Source organism: Bradyrhizobium sp. SZCCHNRI3043 (assembly GCF_032377735.1).
In the GTDB taxonomy this organism is placed as follows: domain Bacteria; phylum Pseudomonadota; class Alphaproteobacteria; order Rhizobiales; family Xanthobacteraceae; genus Bradyrhizobium.
Map to the genome: position 1 here is coordinate 161,961 of NZ_JAUHID010000011.1, position 21,248 is coordinate 183,208.

Genomic DNA, 21,248 nt, shown 5'->3' on the forward strand with positions numbered 1-21,248 from the left:
ACCCTACGCGGCTACTTCGATCAGGGGAAATTGAGATTGATGATCATAACGATAAGATTATCTGATGAATATGGTGTGACGCTGTCCAAACGCATATGGACACGGTGCGTTACCTCCGCATCTCAAGATTGTGGTCAGGAAAATTGACTTCGCGGCGATGATCGATAAGATAATCTGATGATACATTTGACGATGCGGCAGCTTCGCTATTTCGACGCGCTGGCGCGTCTGGGGCATTTCGGCCGCGCCGCCGAGGCCTGCGCGATCTCGCAGCCGGCGCTGTCGATGCAGATCAAGGAGATGGAGGAGGCGCTCGGCGGCGTGCTGCTGGAGCGCAACGCCCGCCAGGTCGTGCTGACCCGGTTCGGCGAGCAACTCGCCGAGCGCGTGCGCGAGATCCTGCGCTCGGTCGATGAGCTCGGCGACTTCGCCCGCGCCTCGCGCGACAAGCTCACCGGCCGGCTCCGGCTCGGCATGATCCCGACGATTGCGCCTTATCTGCTGCCCAAGGTGATCGGGAACCTGACGCGCAAACATCCCGAGATCGACATCCACGTCCGCGAGTCCAAGACGCCGACCTTGATCGAGGAGCTGGTCGAGGGCCGCCTCGATGCCGCCATCGTCGCGCTGCCGGTCTCGGAGCCGTCGCTGACTGAGGTCGCGCTGTTCGCGGAGAACTTCCTGCTGGTGCGGCCGCCGGAATATGAAGGGGCGGCGGTGCCGAGCAGCGAGATGCTGCGCGAGATGCGGCTGCTGTTGCTGGAGGAGGGGCACTGCTTTCGCGACCAGGCGCTGTCGTTCTGCAACATGCAGGCGCCGCGCGAGATGCTCGATGCCTCCTCGCTGTCGACCCTGGTGCAGATGGTGGGCGCCGGCATGGGCGTGACGTTGATTCCGGAGATGGCGGTCGGCGTCGAGACGCGCTCGGCGTCGGTGTCGCTGGCGCGCTTCGCCGATCCGCAGCCGCAGCGCACGGTCGGCATGGTCTGGCGCAAGACCAGCCCGCTCGCCAAGCAACTGATGCAGATTTCCGAGATCGTCGGCAGCGCGGCCCAGGGTCTGCGCAAGCAGGCCGCGGCCGGGCAGGGCCGCAAGCGGCGAGGGTGAGCGCAGACGTCGTGCGTTTCTCCCGGAACGTTCCGCGATGCGGAGATTTGTCCGTCTCCTGCCGGAGAAGGAGAACGGGCGGCAGCAGCTCTCTACGGCTATGTCGGCGTCGGCTACGGGCCGTACTACGGTCGTCCATACGAGGCCCGTCCATATTGGCGGCACCGCTATGATGGTTGGGTGGTCATTGGCGCGGCCCGTGGTGGTGAGATCGGCCGATTGATCCTCTGACACGAGATCGTCTGCGCGCCAGATCGCGCAGGCGATCTGGCGTGACGGCTAGCCGGCTGACGAGACCTCCGCTGCGCCCCGCTGGGTCGGAACGCGCCGTCGTGATGGCCCCTGATGTCCTGCTTTCCCATGGCATAAGTCTTGTATCGATCTCCGCGAGCGGTTGAACGTCCGACGCGCATGCGGTGTGGCGATGCCGTCGGATTGTGATCTCGGTCGGTCGGTTCGCCGCTCGCGCGGCTTGCTGGTCGAGACCGCGAGCCTGGAGAACGGTCCATGTCTGAGCCGCGCAATGCCCGGGAGTTCTGGGCTGCCACGATTATCGATTGGCTCATCGAGAACGCGAGCCTCAGGCGGGAGCGCGTCGACCTCGCGCGGAAGTTCACCCAGGAGCCCTACAATCTAAGCGTCGTCAGGGTCCTGACCATGATGGACGAACTCGTTGCGCGCCACAATGCAGCGAGCGGCGCCAGGCTCGTGCTGTCGCAGAACTGGCGCCTGGCGCATCGCAGCGACACGGTCGGTGACTTCATCGCGGCTTTCCTGCAACTGGTACTTCCCGAGGGGCGCGGCGCGACAACGGACGACGCCGCGAGGGACAACGGCGTAGCGACGTCCGGCGACGCGTCGGAAAGCCGACAGGGCCGGACGCAGTCGCGCCGCATCGATGCGCTGCGGGCGAGTCCGGGCGGCGACTGGAAGCCGGTCGATTTCGAGATCATCGCCTCGCAATACGCGATCAAGTTTCGCAAGATCACCGGCACCCACGAGGTGTTCCTGCATCCCGCGGTCCCGAATTGCGTGACGATCCCGCTGAAGGCGAGGATCAGGCCGCCGCATGTCCGGGCCTTCGTGGCGATGATCGACGGAATGGACGAGGCGGCGCGATGAGCGATTCCCGCGTCTATGCCTATGAGGTCACGGCGCTCGGCGCCGAGGATGGCGGCGGCTTTCTCGTCACCTTCCCCGACATTCCCGGGGTCATCGGCATCGGCGCCAACGCCGAGGAGGCGGTTGCCGACGGTCAGCAGGCGCTGTTGGCATGTCTCGACGCGCTCAAGGCCGTCGATCGCGGGCCGCCGGTCCCGGCCGCGGCGCGAGCTGCCGTGCCGCTGGCGTGATTCTTGATGTGAGGTCCGGGACGCCAATGCGACGGGAGACAGCATGCCATTGACAGAGGACGCCATCCAGGTCGGCAAGTGCTACAAGACGAAGATCGCCGAGAGCTACAAGGTGCTGTCGATCACGCGCGGCATCGTCACCTATCAGACGCTGACCTCGCCCTTGCGCATCAACACCGGCATCAAGGCGTTTGCCGACGCCGTCTACAAGGAGATCAGCTGTCCGCGGCAGGGCTAGCGATCCGGCGGCGGCCGTATCGTGCGGACCGGGGGCAGGCGGCAGGCTCGGGGCGAACAGAGAGCGCATCACCTCTCCTCCGTCATTGCGAGGAGTGTCAGCGACGAAGCAATCCAGACTGCCTCTACGGAAAGACTCTGGATTGCGTCGCTGCGCTCGCAATGGCGTGGAGAAGGCTCGCCTTTGTTCACGCGCTGCGGAGGTAGGAATGAAAGTCGAACAGCGCGATGACGGCGTGTTGGCCGTCGTCGACGAGGAAGGCCGCGTCTGGGCGCAATGCGCGCGGTCCTCGCAACATGCCGATGAGACGGATTACGTGATCGAGGGGCCCCTCAGTGGATTCGTCTATGAGGACGGCACGTTCACGGCGGACAGCGAGCAGGCCTTCCGCGCCTGGCTCGCCGACCGCCTGATCAGCGACGAGATCTTCCATGTGAAGGACAGGGAGACCGCGTTGGCTCTGTGCCGGCGTATCGCGATCGCGGCCCGCGAGATCCTGAAGGACAAGGCAGGCCCGGCTCATTGTTGAGTGTCCCTGCGTTCCGCGGCGCCATCGCAGATCCCGATCCGGGCCTCAGCCGAGGTCCGGCCTTCCTCGCGCGCTCTCCTCATTCAGAGGGACATGATCGATGCACGACCTGGGCGCAGTGCGCCGCGTGGGATGAGCGGCAAGGTATCGATCGGCTTCGTTGATTTTGCTGCGTTCTCGTTCGATTTCGATTGAGTTCGTTGCGGTTTGTTCGGATCGTTTCTGGTGCGGCCCGTCGGGGGCAACATCCTCTCTAGGCTGAAACAGGGGTTCGATTCCCTAGAGAACCTTAAGATCACTTGGCAATCAGGGGGCCACCTCGTGTTGTCCGGAAGCCATCATTGGTACACAATGCATTTTCCGAGAGCTGGCAAACCCTGAGTCCTCAAGAAGAGACCGGCTGGAGGCTTGCCTGGGCCGTAGAGCCATCCTGCACACAAGCGGCTGAGCTTCGCTATTGGGAAGTCCCGCCCAGTCTAACTGAGGGAGTGTCAGTCAAACTCCCCCGTCAGATAACGACCTTCCGCCACTTGCAGCGCATGATCGTCTCGGTGTTGCCGGATGGATTGATGTCGGTGCCGACAATGACCGTGCCATCGGCGGCGACGCCGTTGTGCCGGCCTGAGATATTAATCCGGAAGCAGTCGGCGGACAGGGATCGATCGCATACCAGTGGCCGCAGTCTGGCGAACCGCGTTCTGACGCGGGAAGCAGGAAAACGTGAGAGTGTTGCCCCCGCAACAGCCGCCTTTTGCGGGTCGACGTGGAGAGCAGAGTACAGATTCTGTGACGAGTGCAGTTAACGCAAGGAGGCCTTGCGGTAGCGTAAGCTTCCCCGGCTGCGCTATTTCAGCGTCGACAGATAGGCGACGACGTCGGCCCGCTCCTTCGCGTCCGCCAATCCCTTGAAATACATCTTGACGCCGTGAACGTCCCCGCGCGGATCGGCGATATAGGCATCCAGCGCGGTCGTGGTCCAAGGCGCGTTGTTTTTTTTCATGCCCTCGGAGTAGGCGTAGTCCGGTACAGCCGCCGGTTGCCGTCCGACGATGTTCCAGAGGCTCGGGCCGACCTTGTTGATGCCTATCTCGGCAGAGTGGCAATTCTGGCAGATGCGCTGGAAGATGCCCTTCCCAGCGACGGGATCTCCATCCAGCGCCTGGGCGCTCGACGCCAGACTTGCGAGAACAACGACAAGAGCGATGCGGCGGAGCATGCGAATCCTTCCCTTTTGATCCGGAGCGGGCGCGGGCCAGCCCCGCGGCCAGGCCGGTGAGCAGATCGGTGCAGATGATCTGACGACAGCCCGGCCCAAGTCCTTGTTCTGGATCAAGCCGCGCAGTTGCCGTTGCTGCTCAATTGGCTTAATCTTCTAAAAAAACGAACGATCACCAACACGAAACCCAAGTGTCGTTCTGGGAGGTGCCCGGTGGGAGACGCCGATCCTCGGCCCGCGCGTCCGTCTGGCGTGATTGCGGCGAAGTCGAAGGCTGCGACGGAGGCCGCCGCGGCGGCCGACATCTGCGGCCAGTTGCCGGCTGACGGCTTGGCCATGGTGCTGATCTTCCTGTCGCCCCACTACGACCCAAACGCGTTCATGGCGGAAGTGACGACCCGTCTCGCAGACATCCCCGTGTATGGTTGTACGACGGCTGGAGAGCTGTCGCCCGATGGCTGGGACGACAACAGCGTCGTCGCTCTCGGCTTTGCCGCCGATGATTTCACGGTATTCGCACAGCCCATCTTCGGGCTGTCGGGCTTCCGCGTCGACGAGGGCCGCCGCCTTGGCGTCCAGTTGAGGCAGGATCTGTCGCGGCACGGCGGTCGCGACGATGACGGCGTGTTCGGGCTCGTCCTGATCGACGGCATGTGCCAGCGCGAAGAGGCGATCATGTCGGCGATCTATGCGTCGCTCGACAATATCCCCTTGGTCGGCGGGTCGGCCGGCGATGGTCTGCGCTTCGAGCGCACCTGGGTCTTTCACGACGGCAAAGCGCATACGGACATGGCGGTGCTGATCCTGATCAGGACGTCATTGCCGTTCCGGCTGTTCAAATGTGACAATTTCGAGCCGACCTCGACCAAGATGGTGGTGACGGAGGCCGATCTCGAACAGCGTATCGTCAAGCAGCTCAATGCCGAGCCGGCGGCGGAGGAATATTGCCGCGCGGTGGGCATCGCGGATTCCGAGCTCGACCCATTCCTGTTTGCAGCCCATCCGGTGCTGGTGCGCGTCGGCGGCTCCTATTTCGCGCGCTCGATTCAGCGCGTCAGCCCTGACGGCTCGCTGCGGTTCTTCTGCGCGATCGACGAAGGAATGGTGCTGACGGCGGCAAGGTCGCGCAACTCCGTGGCCGCCGCCCGCGAGATGCTGGCCGAGGTTCGAGACGACATCGGCGAGGTCTCGATCTTCATCGGTTTCGAGTGCATCCTCCGTCGTCTCGACGCTGAGCAGCATCAGTTCGCGCGGGAAATGTCCGAGCTCTATCGCGATAACCGGATCGTCGGGTTCCATACCTATGGTGAGCAGTACGGTTCAATGCACGTCAATCAGACGTTGACCGGCGTCGCGATCGGCAAGCGTCCAGGGGCGCAGCAATGACTGTCGTCGGGTCTCCGGAAGACCTGCAGCGCGAGGCGGCCAAGCTCAGGAAGATCAATGCCGCACTGATGTCCCGGGTCGAGCGCTCGATGGACCAGCAGTTCAATGCGTTCTCACTGTTCGAAACGGCGATCGCACTCGATCAGCAGGTGCGCGAGCGGACGCAGCAGCTGCGCGATGCGCTGCGTTCGATCGAAACGGCCAACAAGGACCTGTTTCGGGCCAAGCAGCAGGCCGAAGCGGCCAGCTCCCTGAAATCCTCGGTTCTCATCTCCGTCACGCATGATCTGCTTCAGCCACTCAACGCGGCGCGGCTGACGCTGTCGACCTTGGCGGACGAAGTCTCGTCCGATCGTGGCACAGCCATGGTCGGCCAGGTCGACCATTCGCTGGCCATGCTGGAAGATCTGCTGCGATCCCTGCTGGAGATTGCCAAGCTCGATGCCGGAGCCCTGCGGCCCGACGTGAGGCCCGTTCTGATCTCGAGCCTGTTCGAGCCGCTCGAACGCGAATTCGCCCCGATCGCGGCCAAACGCGGGTTGTCCTTGCGCATTTGTCCCTGCTCGGTCGCGGTGGTCTCGGATGCTATGATGCTGCGGCGCATCTTGCAGAATCTCCTCGCGAACGCTCTGCGCTACACGCGGCGAGGCGGCGTCGTCATGGGATGCCGGCGCGGACCGGGGGCAGGCCGGGTTCGCATCGAGGTCTACGATACCGGCCCTGGCATTCCCAAGCCGCAGCAGGAAGCGATCTTCCTCGAATTCCAGCGCGGTCATTCGAGCGCCGAGGACCAGGCCGGCTTTGGGCTCGGCCTGTCGATCGTCCGTCGCTTCGCCAATGCATTGGACCATGAGGTCAGGCTGGCTTCGCGGGTTGGCCATGGATCCACATTCAAGCTCGCGCTCGACCGGGCAGACCCGGCAGCCGTACCGCCGGATCCGCATCCTGCTGAGCACGTCGAGCACGATTATGGCGGGCTCGAAGGCGCCAAGATCCTGTTGATCGAAAACGACCTGGCCACCGCCGATGCCATGGTCGGTCTGCTGGAGAAATGGGGCTGCGACGTCGTGGCCACGGTCTCGTCGAAGGACGCGCTGCAGCGCCTGAGTGCGCTCGGGGCGGCCCCCGAGGCGATCATCGCGGATCTTCACCTGGATGGCGACGAGAGCGGGCTTGCCGCCATCCGGGACATCCGGCAATTCCTCAGCCGAGATGTTGCGGCCATGATCGTCACCGCTGACTATTCCGAAGATGCAGCCAGGGAAGCGAGCCAATACGGGCTCGAGATCCTGACCAAGCCGGTCAGGCCTGCGGAGCTTCGCGCGCTGTTGTCGTTCCTGCTGTCATGAGCGCGTCAACGCCGCTCGCCCGCGCCGGCATGCGTGGCCCGCTGATGAGGTTCACGAAGTCGATCTTTTCCATCTCGATGATGGCCTTGGTCCGGCTCATCACGCGGAGCTTTCGCAGGATCTCAGAGACGTGGACCTTCACTGTCGTCTCGCAGATCCCGAGCTCGAAGGCGATCTGCTTGTTCTGCAGTCCGCGGCGGATCAGGTCGAGCACGCGCAGCTGCTGCGGCGTCAGCTCGTGAAGACGCTTCAGGAGATCTTGAGCGGGAAGTCGGCCACGGCGCACGCCGGCGCAGAGGGAGCCACCTTCAACGTGGACCTCGCCGCGCAGCACCGCCTTGATCGCGTCGGCCAGTTGCTGCTTCGAGGTTGATTTCGAGATGTAACCGGAAACACCCAGCGCGAGAACATGGGCGACGAGGCGCGGGTCCTGATGCGCGGAAACCACCAGGATCGGTGTGCGCGGCACGGTCTTGCGAATGCGGATCACGCCGGAGAGCCCGGTCGTTCCGGGTGTTGAGAGGTCGAGCAGGATCAGGTCGAATCTCGGAGGCGATGACAGAAGATCGACGGCCATGTCGATGGATGTTGCCTCGCGCATCTCGGCATCAGCCAGAGCGGCGCGGATCGCGCTCTCCAGCGCCTCGCGAAACAGCGGATGGTCCTCGACGATGAGCAATCGAGCCACGTGCCTGTCACCCCCCGGCCGGATCGGAGATCCGGTTTGTTCATTGTCGCGGATCTGACATTCAAACCAGTGCGCGCGCTGCGTCTTCGAAAGAACGTCAGGGCCGGAGCACCAGCGATAGCGCGTCGGTCGGCCTCAATCAACGACCAAGACGCCATCAACGGTGCGACGCCTGCGGCGGCCGTCACCTCTTGCAGCGCAGCAATAGCGCTACGGGTGCTTTCTGCGCGAGGCGTTGCGCGATCCCTGGCGGTCGGCCGGAACGGGCAGCGCGATCTTGCCGGTCTCGATAACGGCCTTGTTGCGGCTGAACAGGCGGAGTTTTCTCAGGATCTCCGTGATGTGCGCCTTGACGGTCGACTCCGCGAGTTGAAGCTCGCCCGCGATTTCCCGGTTCTGATAGCCACGCCTGATCAGGTCGAGGACGCGAAGCTGTTGCGGGGTCAGCTCCTCGAGGCGCGCCTGCAGCGCGCGGGCGGAGCCGTTGCCGTGGCGCTCGGCCACGGGCACGAAGTCCTTCGGGACCGAGATCGAGCCGCTGAGCACGCGCTCAATCGCGGACGTCAGCTCACGCTTCGAGGTCGACTTCGGCAGATAGCCGGCGGCGCCGAGCGAAAGCGCCTCGCGCACGACGTTGAGGTCTTCATCACTGGAGACGATCGCGACCGGAAGCCGGGGATGCGTGGCACGAAGCCGCAGGAATCCTGAGAAGCCCACGGCATCGGGCAGCGTCAGGTCGAGCAGCGCCAGGTCGATGTCGGGTTCTAGCGCGAGGGTGTTGAGCGCATCGGCAATCGACAGCGCCTCGAAGATCTCGGCGTCAGGATGCGCCAGACGCACCGCATTGCCAAGGGCTTCGCGAAACAGCGGATGATCGTCGATGATCAGAAAGCGCGTCATGTCCGCCCCCCTCACTTGCCCCCTGCACGCGCCAGGTGATCCGGCAGATCGAGCGGCCGGTGTCCGCCTCCTTCAATTGGCCGTTTCGGACGACTGCACAGTCTGCAGGAACGCATAGATGCTCTCGAACTGCTCGTCGGTAAAGACCTCCTTCCAGGCCGGCATGCCCTTGGACGGACGGCCTTCATGCACGGTGGTCCAAAACTTGTCGCGCATATCCTCGCCATAACGGGTCTGCAGCCGCCGCAGGTCGATCTTCCGTTCCGCCTGCACGGCGTCCGGTCCATGACAATGTGCGCAGGTGCCGTTGAAGATCTCCTTGCCGGCGCTGACCGCCTCGGTCTTGGAATCGCTCGCAGCAGCCGAGTCCGAAACCCTGATCACGGCCGCCTCGGCGACCGGCTGGCGGAGAAGCTGAGCAGGGTCAGTCGTCGACGCCAGCTTGATCGGGCGCGGCACGGCGCCGAGCCTGATCGACGGCTCGCTTGGCAGTCCGTATTTGACCGCCAGCTCGGCGATCCGCGATGCGAGCTGCGGCAGGGCGGCGTCGATCTGATCGCGCAATTGCGTGGAGCTCTTGGCAAGGCCGATTGCGGCATCCCAGGACAGACCGTCGCCCTCGACCGGCTGGATCCGGAAGCTGCTCTGGTAGGTCGTCTTGTTAAGCCAGCCTGCAACCGGCCCCCAGACGAAGGCGATGTCGGCCTTGCCGTGAGCCAGCGCCGCCAAGCCTTCGTCCGGCGTCAGCACCGTCACCTTCTCGATGTCGTCGCGCTGGGCCAGCAGATTTTGCGGCGTGGTCTGGTATTGCACGGCGACGCGCTTGCCTCGGAGGTCGTCGATGCTGTGGACGACGAGCGTTCCGCGGCTGACAAGCGCGTAGGTCTCGGTCGCGATCTTCTTCGAGAAGATCACCGTCGGTCCCATGAAATCCGAGGACAGCGGCAGGCCGATCATCGCGTCGCACTGCTTGCCCAGCAGCGTCACGCGCACGGTTCGCTTGCCGAAATAGGATTTGTACCAGTCATACGTCACGGGGCGGCCGAGCTCACGCGACAGCGCCTGGCCGACCTCGAGATAGAATCCCGGCTGCGTTGGATTGTCGCTCGAAAACGGAAGATTGGTCGGATCCGCACAAAGCCGCAGCGGCTCCGCCTCGTTGGCCAGGCCCGCCGCCGACGCGACCAGCACGGTGGAGGCCACCAAGGCGACGAAAGCTGTCGCGCTTGCTGCCAGTTCGGCGGCGGCCCGCCAATTAGAGCCAGTCTGACGGCGATTCAGGCGCATCCTCGATCCCTCAGGTCTTGTTTATCTGTTTGTACGGCTCGGTCTCGCGGCCGGACCGTCTTCGTCCGCTTGATGCGGATTGGCTGAACGCTGCGCGTGTCCCGCGTCCGGGGACACGCGTATCCGTCGCGAGCGTTGCGGCTATTGAACCGCGAAGACGAACAGGGCGCCGCCTTCGGGAGCCGCGTTCGTCATCTTCTTGCCGATCTCGCCCAGGAAGGCCGGGATCGAGGCGGTGCGGCCGACGACGACGGCGACGTACTGCTTGCCGTCCACCGAATAGGTCACCGGACCGGCGCCGATGCCGGAGCCGAGATTCTTCTTCCACAGGATCTTGCCGGTCTTGGCGTCGATGGCGCGGAAATCGCCGTGCAGATTGCCGGAGAACACCAGGCCGCCGGCGGTGCTGAGCGTGCCTCCGTTGAACGGAAGGTCTTCCTGGATCGACCACACCTTCTTGTTGTTCACGGGATCCCAGGCGATGAGCTCACCGAGGAAGCCGCCGGGGCCTTCCTTGGTCGGGAATTCCGCACCGAGATAGAACACACCGCGCTTGTACGAGACGTCGCTGACCGACCAGTCCATGCAGACATTGTTCGCCGGGATGTAGACCAGCCCGGTGTCCGGATTGTACGACATCGGCTGCCAGTTCTTGCCGCCGATCAGGTTCGGGCAGACGTCCTTGACGGGATGTCCAGGGCCCGGCCGTTTGTCCGGATCCTCGACCGCGCGCAACGTCGAGATGTCCCATTTCTGCGCCCAGTTGGCGAAGACGTACTTCTCGGCCGAGATCACCTTGCCGGTCTCGCGGTTGGCCACGAAGAAGAAGCCGTTGCGATCGGCCTTCATCAGCGTCGGGACAGCCGCACCGCCAACCTTGAGATCGGCGAGAATAGCCTCGTTGACGCCGTCATAGTCCCAGGCATCGGCAGGCGTCGTCTGGATGTGCCACTTGATCTTGCCGGTGTTCGGATCGAGCGCCAGCGTGGACGCCGTATACAGATTGGTCAGCTTGCCGAAATCGCCATTGCCGGTCGAGCGCACAGCGGTGTTCCAAGGACCGGGGTTGCTGGTGCCCCAATAGACCGTGTCGCTCTTCGGATCGTAGGAGCCGACCAGCCAGGCCGCGCCGCCGCCATGCAGGCCGGTGTCGCCCTTCCAGGTCTCGCTGCCGGGCTCGCCGGGCGCAGGCACGGTATAGGTCTGCCAGACCATTTTGCCGGAGTTGATGTCGTAGGCCTGCAGCGAGCCGCGCACGCCGTACTCGCCGCCGCCGAAGCCGGTGATGACCTTGTCGCGCACGACCAGCGGCGGCGAGGTGATCACCGAGCCCTGCTTGTAGTCGACCACCTTGGACGTCCAGAGCTCCTTGCCGGTGGCGGCATCGAGCGCGGTCAGCTTGCCGTCGAGCCGGCCGACGAACAGCTTGCCGTCGGCATAGGAGATGCCGCGGCTGTTCACGTCGCAGCAGGCATATTGCAGCGTATCGTCCGGAATGTCCGGCTCATAGGTCCATTTGCGCGCGCCGGTCGCGGCATCAAGCGCATAGACGTATTTCGGCCCCCACGACGTCGAGACGTAGAGCGTGTTGCCGATCACGATCGGCGAGGCCTCGTTCGAGCGTAGCGAGGCCAGCGAGAACGAATAGACCAGCGACAGCTTGCCGGCGTTCTCGGTGTTGATCTCCTTGAGCGGGCTGAACCGGGTGTTGCCGTAATCATGGCCCGCCATCGCCCAGGCCCCGGGCTCGCCGGCGGCCTTCAGCGCCGAGTCGTTGGCGCGGACGCCAAGCGTGCCGGCAACGAGGAAGGCAACCGTCGAGATGCCAGCCAAGAATCTCCTGCTCGTGAAATTCATCAGTTCCCTCCGCATATTTCTTTGTTGTGGCACGTGCGCGCCAAGCCCCAGATGTGCAGTCGCGCTGCAAGCATCGGGAGCGATTACAGCATCAGCTCTGCCAGGCTCTCATAGGCGGAAGGTAGTAGGCCGTGGGGCTGCCGTTGAACGTCGATTCTCCAGCAGTTTCGCAGGCTTATGAAGTCCGGACGCCAAATGTCCGACTTCAACACGATGGTCAATCGCGTGATCAAGGAAGCGGGTATCGACAAATTCACGATACGTGACTTGAGGCGCAGCTTACGCACCGTCGTGCCGCGCGCGTCTACGTCCCATCGATAAAAAGCTCGCCGGCAATCTGGGCCATCAGCGCGGGAGCAGGGGTGGTCCGGCAGAGGGCAGCGGACGAGGCACTGACGACTGCACAGCCGATGACTGCGCCCTGGGTTGCGAGGGTTTATGCTGCGGGATCGGGGCCGCTAGCTGCTGGGACAGCGACGAAGGCGGGGTTGTCGACATTCTCTGTCTGATGTCGTCTGCGACAGCTTGCAGCGTCGCAATGCTCTGGGCCATCTGCTCTTGCTTGCCGGCGAGTTGCTCGACGCTGCGCCGCACGACATCGAGATTGAACGCCAGGGGCTCAAGCTGCTGCATCGGGTCCGGGACAGTTGCAGCAATGGCTGGCGACTTCGTCGTCGAGACGGATAACAACCAGCCCAGCGATGGAGCCCGGGCCACCACCTTGTCCCTTGCTGCGTTACCGTAGGACTGCCAGGCAAGGGTGGCGCCGATACCGATGAGAACTGCAATAACGAGCCGGGCAAGGGTGTGGAGTGTTCGCCTGCCAATCGACGGCCGGTCGCTCGCGATATTGTCGTCCTTGAGGCCGGAGGGGCGAGGAGAACGGCCAGGCGGTTTCATGGGCTTTCCAATCCGCGGATCGAATCGGGCGTTTGGATCGCGCGCAGGCCCGTCCCACGCATTCTCTACGAGAGGTATGCTTTGCGAGTACATAAGTAGCTCCTTCCTGACTATTCACGGATCGTGATCGCGAGCTGAGCCTGCGCGACGAGTTTCAGCACAATCAGTCTCAGCAATGTCGATTTTCCGGACCCGTTCCGATTGTTCCGGGGCGTGAAGCCAGGGTCGACCGGCTTGATGCCTTGGTCATCACGGCATGGCGATAGACAGTTTCGATTCCTTTCCCGAAGGCGTCGACGGAATATTGCGTCGTTGCGCGAAGCCGGGCGGCATGGCCCATGCGCCAGCGCCGCTCTGGATCGCGGAGCAATATCTCGATTGCTTCCGCCAACCGAACATGATTGCCGGGTGGAACGGTGATGGCCTCGATGCCGTCGCGCGCCACGCGTGGAACGGCTGTGTCAAGCCATGTATTGATGATCGGCCGTCCCGCCGCCATCGCTTCCAGTTGAGCGATGCCAAACGTTTCCGCATTGGTCACGGACGGCAGGACAAAGACGTCCGCTGTACACATGAGACTGGCGAGTTTGGCCTTCGGCGCGGAGCCGAGCAGGCGGACGCGATCCGCGACGCCGAGGCTATGAATCATTCGTTCAAGCCGCGCCCGGTCTGGACCCTCGCCGATGATCCAGACCTCAAAGCGGTGACCGACCGCCGCTCGCACCAGCACATCGAAGCCCTTGTAGGGGACGAGTTGCCCGCAAGCCAGCACGAGCCGTCCACGATCGCGTTCGGCAGCGTCATTGTCGCGCGGCTCCGGCCAATCGTACTTCGAGGCATCGACGCCGAACGGAACGACGTGACATTTCTCAGCGAATTCCTGCAGCAGCGGGCTGCTGTACAGCAGAATGGCATTGGACACGATGATTGCGTCCGCCTGCCGCAGCGTCCGGCGCAACAGCGGCTTCATAAACCACCTCAGTCCGGCATGCGAAACGATGTCCGCATGGTAGTGCACGACCAAAGGTCGATCGCGGCCCAACCCCAGGGCGAGCATGAGATCGGCGAGCGAAAACGGTGCATGAAGCGCGAGCAGATCGTGATCGGCGACCTGGCGCCACAACCGCAGCGGATAAGTCGGCGCGGCCGGAAGCGAACCTACATCGCCGAACGAGCGCACGCGCTCGATCGTTACGCCATTCACGACGATGCGCCGTTGCCCGTTCGACTTGGAGCAGACCAGCACGCAGGCGGTGAACGCGTCTTTCAGTCCTGCGCATATGTCGCGGATCACCGACGGGGCTCCGCCGAACAGGTCTGGATAGCAGTCATTGAAGATGTGAAGCACCGAGAGGCGCCGAGAGGGAGCGAGCATGGCCGAACTCTCCATGACTGAGCGCTCTCTGTATATGTGGGAAAATTTCACACGTCAATTGGTCTCGACGAAAAAGTGGGATTGTATCCCACGGGGCTCGCCGCTACAATTTCGCCATGAACGCCAAATCCCGGAGATCGAAGTCGGCTTCGCATCAGCCGATTGCGGCGGCGAGCCTGCGCGCGCCCTTGGCGCGCCTGCTGCGCCCGCTGGTGCGGCTATGCATCCGCGGCGGAATGACATTTCCTGAGCTGGCTCAGCTGTTGCGAGAACTCTTCGTCAATGTTGCCGAGCACGACTTTGCCCTGGAGGGAAAGGAGCAGACCGACAGCCGCGTGAGTCTGCTCACCGGAATTCACCGCAAGGAGGTTGCGCGGCTGCGCGGCGCCGGTGCGCCGGTCAATGAAACGCCTGCCACTCTGTCGCTGACCAGCGCGATCATGGCACGCTGGCTCGCCGCTCCGGAGTTCACGGACGCGAACGGCGATCCGCTGCCCTTGCCGCGCATGGCCAGTGGCGATGCGCCCTCGTTCGAGCAGCTCGTCAGTTCGATCACGAAGGATGTCCGCCCGCGCGCAGTGCTGGATGAATGGCTGGACCGCGAGCTCGTGACCATCAACGGCGATGAAGAGATCGTGTTGGTGGATACTGGCTTCGTTCCGCGCGGCGATGACGAGCGCAAATGGCACTATCTCGGCCGTAACCTGCATGATCATATCGCGGCAGCCGCCGAAAACGTATCCGGGCCAGCACCCCGTTTCCTCGAACGCGCGGTGCACTATGACGGCCTTTCGGCCAAGCTCGCAAAACGTCTCGAAGGGCGTTCGCGCGAACTGGCCATGGACGCCCTGAAGATCGCCAACCGGGAAGCAAACCGCGCGCTCGCCAGGGACAAGGGCGGCGACCACCGCTGGAATTTCGGCATCTACATTTACAGCGAAGGTCCGGACGACGCGGCGAATGGTGATGCTGACGAAGGCGGCTCGTCATGACCAAGCAGCCCGTCATCTCGCGCCGCTCGTTGCTTATGGGACTCTGGCTTGCCGGATCGTCCTCCGCCTGGGCGCAGGTGCGCCGCGGCAGCGATCAGGGTATCGGCGGCACCGGTATCACGCGTGGCCACGATCAGGGCATCGGCGGCACCGGCATTGTTGGCGTCATTCAGCGTTTCGGCAGCATTTTCGTCAACGGCCAACGCATCAGCTATGCGCCGAACGTCCCGGTGCGGATCGATGGCGAACCGGTATCGGCGAAGGCGCTCAAGATCGGACATCTGGCCCGTGTGCTGGCGCTGCCGCAGGCGAACGGTTCGCTGATCACCCGCGGCGTCAACGTGGTCAGCGAGGTGATGGGGCCTATCGAAAGCGTCAGGGACGGCGAGATGACCGTGCTGGGCCAGCGGATCATAGCGGCCGGCCACGAAAGCTGGCGCCGTCCGGGCGCCAATGTCGCGGTCTTCGGGGTGCGCCGCATCGACGGCGTGATCGTCTCAAGCCTGGTCGAGCAACGCCTTAACGCGACAACGCGGGTTTCCGGACCACTCGAACGCGATCGCGGCGGCCTGCGAATAGGCGGGTTGCGACTCAACGGCGCCGATGCCGCACTCGTCGGACAACGTGTTCAGGCTGAGGGCCGCGTTACGCAAGGCGTGATGCAGATCTCGCGCATAAGGGCTGACGACCTCTCTGATTTCTTCGGCGCGAACCGTCTGTCGATCGAAGGCTATGTCCGCCGCGTCGGCAGCTATCTGCAATTCGGCTCGGGCTATGTCGCGCATGACAATAGTCGCTTCGCATCCTCAGGTAATGCCCGCGTGGTCGTGAACGCCACCTTTGACAGTTCCCGTGGCTTGCGGGTTGAATCCATCCAGTCCGTCAACAAATTTCCGGGTGACTCGATCCAAGGTACGAGATCCGAGCAAACTCCGGGCGCGACGCCCGGCGGCTCGGACGTCCCGGGCGGCGCTACTGTGCCAGGCGGCGGTCCTCCCGGGCTGGGCGGTGGCGGTCCTCCCGGCCTTGGCGGCGGCGGTCCTCCCGGCCTTGGCGGTGGCGGTCCTCCCGGCCTTGGCGGTGGCGGTCCTCCCGGCCTTGGAGGCGGCGGTCCTCCCGGTCTTGGCGGCGGGGGTCCTCCCGGCCTTGGCGGCGGCAGTCCTCCCGGCCTGGGCGGCGGCCGCGGCCGGCGATGAACAACGAAGATTTGGCAGAGCGGGCGAGAGGCGCGCGCTCGCAGCGTCGTCCAGCTTCGCTATGCGATTCATCGCGAGCAACTTGCGCTGCGAACTGCTAGCCCGAGTTCGCGGATTCGCGCTTGAAAATAGGGATTTTGCGATTTTTTGGCGAGCTAAGTAATTGATCTGCAAAGGGTGGGGTGTTCGATTTCGGGCGAGAATGGTTGTAGTGAAGACCTCCCCGATTCCCAAGGGCGTGGCGATGCGGGTGGATTCGCCGCGCGATGTTTCTGCGACGCACGGAGCGACGAGCCCGCGGCTGAGCAGAATATGAACAACCCGACGGCGCTCGCGGCTCTGGCGAGCGCCGTCTCGCAGACAGTGCGGCGACAGAAGATTGGCTGAGTTTCCGCTGATCGGCGGAGAGACGTTTGGTGGATCGAAGCGGATGCGGAGAGCACGCTATCTTGCCGGCGATGACAACTCGATTGAGACGTCGAGCGCGCTATTGTGTCTGTGTTGCCCCGCGATCCTGACGAGGACATGTGCGCCCGCTTGGCAGGCGGGGCTGAGCACGGACTCCCGGATGGACCACCAGATGTCATCACCGCGAGATCACGACGGAAGCCGGACCAATGCTATGTTGTCGACCGCTCATGTGCAGCCGTGTAGTATCGAACAGAGGAGACGATCATGTCGAATAAGAAGGCGAAGAGACGCCCGATGTAAGCGTCCGGCCGCTGCACATGGCCTCAGATCTTGACATGATCGGCCGGCTTCCAGCTCCACGGCAGCACGTCGCCGTTGTGAGCCATCGGACGCCGAACTTGGCAGTGTTTCCGCACGAACGAAAAGTGGACGTATCTGGTGCGCCGAGCCCGCAATGGCAAAATCACACAAGCCGTTCATTGAGATCGCTGGTGGGCCCGGCAGGACTCGAACCTGCAACCAGACCGTTATGAGCGGGCCTGCTTGCTCGAAGGTCTCGGAGAACATTGACGTTTTTCGTGGCGTCGCCTCACGAGCTTCCACGTTCGTTCACCCTGTAGCGGTGGTCAATCGGTGGTCGAATTCTGAGGGGCGGCGCACAACGTCGGTCGACGAGCCAATTAGCAGTAAGTAGGTCTCGGCTTGACGCTGCTCCCTTTCTCGGACGCTCTACGAGCACGCCTCCGTAATTATCACCACCAATCTTGCTTTCGGCGAATGGCTCAGCGTGTTCGGCGACGCCAAGATGATAACCGCGCTGCTTGGCCGGCTGACCCATCACTGCGACATCGTCGAGACCGGCAACGACGGTTGGCGGTTCAAAGGCCGAGACGACGATCACGCCACCATCTCGCCTCCGATATTCCAGTCGGCTCCGACAAGACGAGCGCTATCGCCAAAACCCGCCGCGCAAAGGGCGAAGATAGACACACCAGAGTAGTAAGGCCTAGAGTCGCATGGCGCCGAAATCTCAAAAACCCGCAACCCAATAGCAGGCGGGTCGAGGTTTGCGTCTTCATCGGGCCTGGGGCATCAGCTGCGTCTAGTATTCCAGATATCGGGCTCGGCTTCGGCTTGAGAGCGAAATTGGTCCCGTAACTCAATTGAAGCTAAAGGAATTTTAGTCCATCTCCGGCTTCTCGACCGAGCGCAAAAATGGAACAAAAACCCGAACAATCCGGGATTTCCGGTCCAAAAGTCCCAGAATAAGTCCCAGACTTGGATTCATCGTTCTTGGGAGGTTCTCGGCGCAACGGCCACCGCCCAAAGGGGCGGAGGCCGTGTTTTTCACGTCCTGGCTGGCCCGCAAGGCGGCCGATCGAGCAATGTTTCGTACACGCCGATTTTCCGTCGCAGCTCCCCGACTGCGTCAATGGAGGCGCCCATCGGGTACAGGGAGGGCGCCGATTTCAGGCTTTCGAGCCGGCGTCGTCTATCGGAAATTCGCGCACGCCAATTGTCGCAGAAGCCGCACATAGTGGCCTCGTCTGATTGGGTTTCGGATGTTCGAACTTCCCAAGCGGCGCGCTGGGGTCCCGTCGATCAGGCGATCTGCGGCGCGCAGACCAATTCAGCAGCGGCCTCGGCGCGAGACCTGAACAGCTAGGGTCCATATATCCCATTTTGGGCGACGAAACAAACAATTCCCTGGGCTGCGCCTCCTCCGAGGACCCTTGTCGGCCCTCGATAGAGCCGCAAGTGCGGCCCCGGAAGCGCCGCTCGCTCTCTGACCGAGAACCGAACTGCGACGAGCTGATTGCGACGTATAGCCCGCGCACCCGCATCAAGCGTCCTTCCGATTGCGAGTCAACTTGCGTCAACCACGACTCGGTTATTCGAACATTTCTTGATCAACCGTGGCCGCGTGGTCGAAAGAGAAGAGCGTCGACCCGGCTAAACTCAAGGTGCGGTCGTAGCGCTCGATCCGAAGATTGTCGTGCCATGATGAGCCATCCATCATGATCTGATATTGGCCTAGAAGTGGGCGTTCTTAGCCTCGAGCCAGGTGCCATCGATGAGATGGAAATACACCCATAGTCCCTCCGAAGAAGGTCTCCGGCCCACGACCGAAAGCAGAAACCCCGGAAGATGGTGGGCGGATCGGCGGACCTTCTCGTCGAGGCTCGTCGGGTCGTTGGAGGAAGGGGTGTCAGTCAAGAGCATTGAATAGTAAGCGGTTTTCGAACCTTGGCTTATAAAACTACGGTCCTAGCTGTGGAGCCTCAGGAGGTTGTCCTCGGTTAAACCGAGTCTGCTGATAGGCGGCTGGGAGTTTATGCCGCCGTGAGGCCGGTGCCAATTATACTGGTGCAGCCAGATGGGCAGTTGCGCGGCGCGCTGATCGGAAGTGGGATAGGTGTGTGCATAGGCCCACTCCCGGAGCGCTGTCTGGATAAAGCGCTCAGCCTTGCCATTGGTTCTGGGCGTGTAGGGCTTGGTGCGGATATGCTTGAGACCAATATCGCGGCAGGCCTTATCGAAATCGAAGCCGATATAGCAGCCACCGTTGTCGGTCATGACGCGGGTGACGGTAACGCCCAAGCTCTTGTAGTGAGCGACAGCGGCCTTGAGAAACGCAACAGCACTCTCGGCGGTCTGATCAGGCTTGAGCTGTGAAAAGGCGACACGGGAGTGGTCATCGATGCAGACATGCATGTACTCCCAGCCAAGTCCGCGACAATGACTATAGCCGTTCCGATTGCCGGTGACGCGATGGCCGCTTTGCGCGAAACGGCCGAGCTTTTTGATATCGATATGGATCATCTCGCCCGGCGCAGCGTGCTCATAGCGACGCACGGGTTCGATCGGCTCCAGATCACGGATTCGGTTCAACCCCAGTCGTCGCAGAACGCGGCTGACCGTGGCCGGCGACACCTTAACCTCAGCCGCAATCTGCTTGCCCGTGTGGCGCTGACGGCGCAAAGCCTCGATAGCGGTACATGTGGCAGCAGTGGTTTGGCCTGGCGATGAGTGCGGTCTGGAGGAGCGATCGAGCAATCCCTCGACACCTTCCTCGCGGAACCGCTTCACCCATTTGGCTACGGTCTTCGGCGTCGTATTGTACTGGTAAGCAGCTTCAGCATAGCTCAGCCCACCCTCAACGACACTCCGCACCATCGCCTCTCGACCTTTCGGTGTCATAGGCGCATTCTTGTGGACGTCCATCTGGTCTCTCCTTGGAACACTGAAGCTTCGCAACCTCAGCTTCCTCGGTTCAGACCGGATGGACAACCTCCTGGAAGACCACACCTAGCCACCGTGCACGCGAGGGACCGTAGCTTCGACAACTGGGCATTTGCGTAATTCAAGCGAGCCGCGGGTCGGTCCGTCGAGAGCATGGATGAGAAGGGACGAGCACAGCAGGGCACCACACCTGGTCTAGTGATTGCAAAACGGCTCTTCCGGGACAAGTTGACACAAGACGTTTGCGGCGAAGCACGTTTCTAGCTCGCCGAGGCCTGTCGAACACACGGCGCGCGCCATCAATCAACGCGAATCGTCGAACGTCAATCTCGGAACGCGCGCGTATCAGAGAGCAGCTGCCTTGGCGAGAGCCTGCACGTATCTGGCGTAGTCGCTCTTGCCGAGCGCTGCCCCCAGCCGCTCCAGCTGCTTCTGCTCGATGAAACCCTGTTTGAACGCGATCTCCTCCGGACAGGCGATGCGAAAGCCTTGCCGTTTCTCCAGGGTCGCGACGAAGTCCGCGGCGGCCATGAGACTGTCGGGTGTTCCAGTATCCAACCAAGCGAAGCCGCGGCCCATTTGCTCAACAGCGAGCAGCCCTCGTTCCAAATAGACCCTGTTGACGTCGGTAATCTCAAGCTCCCCTCGCGCGGAGGGAACAATGCTGGCGGCAATTTCGACCACCTGGGGATCATAAAAATATAGCCCCGTCACGGCAAAGTTCGATTTTGGAGTTGCGGGTTTCTCTTCTATCGAAGTTGCTTGTCCTGTGCTGTCGAAGCCAACCACGCCGTACCGTTCGGGGTCGGCGACATGATAGGCAAAGACCGTCGCACCGAACCGGCGGCCAGCGGCCCTGACAAGCATGTCCGGCAGACCATGGCCAAAATAGATGTTGTCGCCCAAGATTAAGGCTGACGATTCGCCGCGCACAAAATCTGCCCCGATAATGTAGGCTTGAGCCAGGCCTTCAGGTTTGGGTTGTACGGCATAGGATAGCGTCAGTCCCCATTGCCCGCCGTCGCCCAGCAGGGACTGAAATAGCGGAAGATCGCCCGGTGTCGATATAATCAGTATGTCCCTGATACCCGCCAGCATCAATGTCGTTAGCGGGTAGTAGATCATTGGCTTGTCGTAAATCGGCAGGAGCTGTTTGGACACCACCAACGTCATGGGATAGAGGCGGGTGCCGGTTCCGCCAGCCAGAATGATGCCTTTCAAG

At 62.6% G+C, this 21,248-nt stretch carries 18 protein-coding genes and 1 pseudogene; 10 read left to right on the forward strand and 9 right to left on the reverse strand.

Annotation, left to right across the window (positions count from 1 at the left end; genetic code table 11):
- Nucleotides 1-177 precede the first annotated feature (177 nt).
- The 5 genes from QX124_RS21665 (at nt 178) to QX124_RS21685 (ending at nt 3,226) form a co-directional block, all read left to right on the forward strand.
- Nucleotides 178-1,107, forward strand: coding sequence for a hydrogen peroxide-inducible genes activator (locus QX124_RS21665; protein WP_315798223.1), 930 nt, complete (start codon nt 178-180; stop codon nt 1,105-1,107).
- Between the two features lie 507 nt (nt 1,108-1,614).
- Nucleotides 1,615-2,229: a hypothetical protein gene (locus QX124_RS21670; protein WP_315798224.1), complete on the forward strand. Its 615-nt coding sequence runs from the start codon at nt 1,615-1,617 to the stop codon at nt 2,227-2,229.
- Nucleotides 2,226-2,459, forward strand: coding sequence for a type II toxin-antitoxin system HicB family antitoxin (locus QX124_RS21675; RefSeq protein ID WP_315798225.1), 234 nt, complete (start codon nt 2,226-2,228; stop codon nt 2,457-2,459). Before QX124_RS21670 ends, QX124_RS21675 begins: the two co-directional genes overlap by 4 nt.
- Nucleotides 2,460-2,502: 43 nt before the next feature.
- Nucleotides 2,503-2,697 (forward strand): hypothetical protein, encoded by a 195-nt coding sequence (locus QX124_RS21680; RefSeq protein ID WP_315798226.1) that lies wholly within the window; start codon nt 2,503-2,505, stop codon nt 2,695-2,697.
- A 208-nt stretch (nt 2,698-2,905) separates the two neighbouring features.
- The gene (locus QX124_RS21685) at nt 2,906-3,226 is read left to right on the forward strand and encodes a hypothetical protein (protein WP_315733716.1); all 321 of its coding nucleotides are present in this window, start codon (nt 2,906-2,908) and stop codon (nt 3,224-3,226) included.
- A gap of 844 nt (nt 3,227-4,070) precedes the next feature.
- Here QX124_RS21685 and QX124_RS21690 read toward each other — a convergent pair.
- Nucleotides 4,071-4,442: a c-type cytochrome gene (locus QX124_RS21690; RefSeq protein WP_315785562.1), complete on the reverse strand. Its 372-nt coding sequence runs from the start codon at nt 4,440-4,442 to the stop codon at nt 4,071-4,073.
- A 213-nt stretch (nt 4,443-4,655) separates the two neighbouring features.
- Between QX124_RS21690 and QX124_RS21695 the strand changes: the two genes are divergently transcribed.
- Entirely contained in the window at nt 4,656-5,828 is a 1,173-nt protein-coding gene (locus tag QX124_RS21695) for an FIST N-terminal domain-containing protein (RefSeq protein ID WP_315785564.1), read from the forward strand.
- The gene (locus QX124_RS21700; protein ID WP_315798227.1) at nt 5,825-7,177 is read left to right on the forward strand and encodes an ATP-binding protein; all 1,353 of its coding nucleotides are present in this window, start codon (nt 5,825-5,827) and stop codon (nt 7,175-7,177) included. Before QX124_RS21695 ends, QX124_RS21700 begins: the two co-directional genes overlap by 4 nt.
- Here the strand turns inward: QX124_RS21700 and QX124_RS21705 are convergent.
- From QX124_RS21705 to QX124_RS21730, 6 genes are all read right to left on the reverse strand, one after another.
- Entirely contained in the window at nt 7,131-7,865 is a 735-nt protein-coding gene (locus tag QX124_RS21705; protein ID WP_315798228.1) for a response regulator transcription factor, read from the reverse strand. The two genes, QX124_RS21700 and QX124_RS21705, sit on opposite strands and share 47 nt — an antisense overlap.
- Before the next feature lie 210 nt (nt 7,866-8,075).
- Nucleotides 8,076-8,765, reverse strand: coding sequence for a response regulator transcription factor (locus QX124_RS21710; RefSeq protein WP_315798229.1), 690 nt, complete (start codon nt 8,763-8,765; stop codon nt 8,076-8,078).
- A gap of 72 nt (nt 8,766-8,837) precedes the next feature.
- On the reverse strand, nt 8,838-10,052 hold the full coding sequence (locus tag QX124_RS21715) for a c-type cytochrome (RefSeq protein WP_315798230.1): 1,215 nt from the start codon (nt 10,050-10,052) through the stop codon (nt 8,838-8,840).
- A gap of 141 nt (nt 10,053-10,193) precedes the next feature.
- The gene (locus QX124_RS21720; protein ID WP_409997732.1) at nt 10,194-11,885 is read right to left on the reverse strand and encodes a PQQ-dependent methanol/ethanol family dehydrogenase; all 1,692 of its coding nucleotides are present in this window, start codon (nt 11,883-11,885) and stop codon (nt 10,194-10,196) included.
- Nucleotides 11,886-12,254: 369 nt separating this feature from the next.
- Nucleotides 12,255-12,809 (reverse strand): hypothetical protein, encoded by a 555-nt coding sequence (locus QX124_RS21725; RefSeq protein WP_315798232.1) that lies wholly within the window; start codon nt 12,807-12,809, stop codon nt 12,255-12,257.
- Nucleotides 12,810-12,978: 169 nt separating this feature from the next.
- Complete coding sequence (locus QX124_RS21730; RefSeq protein WP_315798233.1) at nt 12,979-14,199, reverse strand: glycosyltransferase; 1,221 nt, start codon at nt 14,197-14,199, stop codon at nt 12,979-12,981.
- A 101-nt stretch (nt 14,200-14,300) separates the two neighbouring features.
- Here QX124_RS21730 and QX124_RS21735 point away from each other — a divergent pair, with 101 nt between their 5' ends.
- The 3 genes and pseudogenes from QX124_RS21735 to QX124_RS31925 all read left to right on the forward strand — a co-directional run.
- A complete protein-coding gene (locus QX124_RS21735; RefSeq protein ID WP_315714183.1) occupies nt 14,301-15,176 on the forward strand; it encodes a DUF6502 family protein in 876 nt (291 codons plus the stop codon).
- Nucleotides 15,173-16,372, forward strand: coding sequence for a hypothetical protein (locus QX124_RS21740; RefSeq protein ID WP_315778450.1), 1,200 nt, complete (start codon nt 15,173-15,175; stop codon nt 16,370-16,372). Before QX124_RS21735 ends, QX124_RS21740 begins: the two co-directional genes overlap by 4 nt.
- A 1,138-nt stretch (nt 16,373-17,510) precedes the next feature.
- Nucleotides 17,511-17,783, forward strand: a pseudogene (locus QX124_RS31925) (ATP-binding protein); the annotation flags it as partial.
- 1,268 nt (nt 17,784-19,051) lie between these two features.
- Here the strand turns inward: QX124_RS31925 and QX124_RS21750 are convergent.
- Nucleotides 19,052-20,008 carry an IS481 family transposase gene (locus tag QX124_RS21750; protein ID WP_315755561.1) on the reverse strand — a complete coding sequence of 319 codons (957 nt, stop codon included), beginning with the start codon at nt 20,006-20,008 and terminating at the stop codon, nt 19,052-19,054.
- A gap of 363 nt (nt 20,009-20,371) precedes the next feature.
- Entirely contained in the window at nt 20,372-21,247 is an 876-nt protein-coding gene (gene rfbA / locus QX124_RS21755) for a glucose-1-phosphate thymidylyltransferase RfbA (protein ID WP_315733691.1), read from the reverse strand.
- Nucleotide 21,248 lies beyond the last annotated feature (1 nt).